The following is a 2,838-nucleotide window of genomic DNA, read 5'->3' as shown; positions in this document are numbered from 1 at the left end:
CAGAACGACGAGCGGCCACAGGAAGTCGTTCCACCGGTTCATGAAGCCGAGGATGACCAGCACCCCGACGAGCGGCCCGCACGTCGGCAGCACCACCCGGGTGAATATCCGCAGCTCGTTCGCACCGTCGATCCGGGCCGCCTCCAGCAGCGCGTCCGGCACGCCGAGCATGAACTGGCGCGCGATGAAGATGCCCACCACGTCGAACAGCGTCGGCAGGATCACCGCCCACGGTGAGTCGACCAGCCCGGCCCGCGCCACCATCAGGAACGCCGGCACCAGCGTCACCTGGATCGGGATCATGATGGTGACCAGGAACGCCGCGTAGAGGACGCCGCGCCCCCGGAAGCGGAACTTCGCCAGCGCGTAACCGGCGAGCAGCGAGACGCAGACGCTCAGCGCCGTCCCCACCGACGCGATGAACATCGAGTTGCCGAGCCAGTTCCAGACCGGCTGGGTGGAGAACACCTCGTCGAAGTTCGACAGCGTCGGCTCCGACGGGAACAGGTAGAAGCTGCTGCTCTGTGACTGTCCGCCCGGTGTGAGCGCCGACACCGCCATCCAGTAGACGGGGAAGATCATCAGCATCGCCAATGCGGTGAGCACGGCGAACAACAGCCAGCGCCGGTTCGGCTTCGACCGTCGTCCGTTCCTTGCCGCCCGGCGGCCGCCGCCGTGTCTGGGCGCTGTCCGAACATGGTCCCCAAGGTGCGTGGCGTTCACAGGACCTCCTCCGCTTTCCGGGTGGCGCGCTGTCTGAGCAGCGTGAACAGGAGCAGGATCGCCACCAGTACCAGGCCCAGCGCCGCCGCGTAGCCCATCCGGGCGTCGATGAACGCCGCACGGAACACGTACTGGATGAGCACCGTCGTCGAGAAGCCCGGCCCGCCGCCGGTCATCACATAGATCACGTCGAACGCCTGCAGCGAGAACACGACGTTCAGGATCAGCAGGATCGACGTCGTCGGGCGCAGCAGCGGCCACGTCACGTGCCAGAACGTCGACCAGCGGGACGCGCCGTCGATGGACGCCGCCTCCTTCAGCTCGGACGGGATCGACTGCAGGGCGCCCAGGTAGATCACCATGCAGAACCCGACCCTGGTCCACACCACCACCAGGATCAGCGTGAACATCGCCCAGCTCGGCGACGTCAGCCACGGGATGCTCTCCAGCCCTAGCATGCCGAGGAAGTTGTTCGCCACGCCGTAGTCGCCGTTGAAGATCCACGACATCACGACGCCGACGACGACGCCCGCGGCGACCATCGGCACGAAGAACAGCGCGCGCAGCACCGCCCGGCCCGGCATCGGCCGGTTCAGCGCTACTGCCAGCGCAAGCCCGATCACCATCGCCGTCGGCACCGTGCCGATGGTGAAGATGATCGTGTTGCGCAGCGAGGTCAGGAACAGCGGATCCGAGCCGAGACGCTCGAAGTTGTCCGTCCCGACCCACTCGCCGTCGCCGAGCGTCGCCGTCTCCTGAAAGCTCAGCCCGATCGCGACGACGATCGGCACCAGCGAGAACGCCAGGAACAGCAGCGCTGCCGGTCCGATGAACAGGTACGGTGCTTTCGACCTCCGCCGGCGCCGATGCAGATGCTCGGTCTGCGCCGGATCGGCCGGCCGTGTGGAGAGTTCTGATTGTGTCGTCACGATGTCACTCCGCTGTGACACTGCGCATCGCGTCCATCATCTGCGCAGAGGCGTCGGTAGGGGACAGCTCGCCGAGGAAGCACAGGTCCGCGTAGTCGGCGAACACCGTGTTCAGCGAGCTGAAGTACTGGCCGGACTCGGCCTTGACCAGGTTGAGCGGGATCCGCGCGCCCTGGTCTATGAACTGCTGCATCGTGTCGGTGTTCGCCGCGTACTCGATGTCCTCGGCGTCCAGCGACGAGCGTGCCGGGAGCCAGTTGCCGTGGTGGCAGAAGTCGATCATCTTCTCCCGGCTGGTGATGAACGCGACGAGCTCCGCCGCCAGCTCGGGATGCTTGCTCGACTTGGTGACCGCCAGGGCGTTGCCGCCGAGGTCCGACGCCTCGTCGGTGTTGCGGATCATGTAGGTGGTGCCCCACTGATCCGGCATCTCCTCGTCGAGCTGCGTGATCGGCTCGGGGTTGTTCAGCATCATGCCGATCTGGCCGGTGAGGAACATGTTGCGGGAGACGTCGCCGCCCTCGGACTTGTTCATGTTCCCGGGGGAGACCAGCTCGTCGGCGTACCAGCGACGGCCGAACTCCAGGGCCTCGATGGCCTCCTCGGAGTCCATGCTGGGCGTCTGGCCGTCTTCGCCGAGGAAGGCGCCGCCGTTCTGGTAGACGATCGGCAGCCACCGGTAGGCGGTCTGGGTGCCGCTCCAGCCGAAGCCGAACGCGTAGCGGCCGGTGACCTTCTTGACCTCGGCGGCGATCTCGAGGAACTCGTCCCACCGCCACGCGTCGTCGAGCGTCGTCGGCGGTGTGACCCCGATCTGCTCCATCACGTCCCGGTTGTAGAAGGTGATGAAGGTGTCGGTGTGCTGGAAGATGCCGAAGATGCCGTTCTCGCGGGCGCCGATCGCCCAGAACGGGTCGGAGTAGTCGTCCTCATAGCCAGCCGGGATCGCCTGGCTCCAGATCGACCAGGCTGCCGTTCGCCGCGTACCGGCCGATCTGCTGCGGGGTGATCCGGATGATGTCCGGCGCCAGGTCCGCCGCCAGCCGCGTGGTGAACCACTGGTGGAACTGGCCGGTGGTGACCTCGACCGACACGCTGGTGCCGGGGTGCTCGGCGACGAACTCGTCAGCCAGGCGCTGGTAGGAGTCGAGATCGGTCGGGATATTCCACGACGAGATCCGCAGGT

At 66.6% G+C, this 2,838-nt stretch carries 4 protein-coding genes; all 4 read right to left on the bottom strand.

Going from position 1 to position 2,838, the window contains the following annotated elements; translation table 11 throughout:
* Nucleotides 1-723 (bottom strand): carbohydrate ABC transporter permease (locus ELR45_RS03240; protein ID WP_205855761.1); only part of this gene is annotated, 723 nt, incomplete at its 3' end.
* Nucleotides 720-1,652, bottom strand: coding sequence for a carbohydrate ABC transporter permease (locus ELR45_RS03235; protein ID WP_205855760.1), 933 nt, complete (start codon nucleotides 1,650-1,652; stop codon nucleotides 720-722). The genes ELR45_RS03240 and ELR45_RS03235, both read right to left, overlap by 4 nt.
* Before the next feature lie 4 nt (nucleotides 1,653-1,656).
* Nucleotides 1,657-2,523, bottom strand: a complete 867-nt coding sequence (locus ELR45_RS03230; protein ID WP_420813802.1) for an extracellular solute-binding protein — start codon at nucleotides 2,521-2,523, stop codon at nucleotides 1,657-1,659.
* A 58-nt stretch (nucleotides 2,524-2,581) separates the two neighbouring features.
* The coding region (locus tag ELR45_RS41985) for an extracellular solute-binding protein (protein WP_276320634.1) at nucleotides 2,582-2,838 on the bottom strand (257 nt) is incomplete at its 5' end.

The organism is Phytoactinopolyspora endophytica (assembly GCF_004138495.1).
Classification (GTDB): domain Bacteria; phylum Actinomycetota; class Actinomycetes; order Jiangellales; family Jiangellaceae; genus Phytoactinopolyspora; species Phytoactinopolyspora endophytica.
This window is presented reverse-complemented; position numbering and strand designations above follow the sequence as displayed.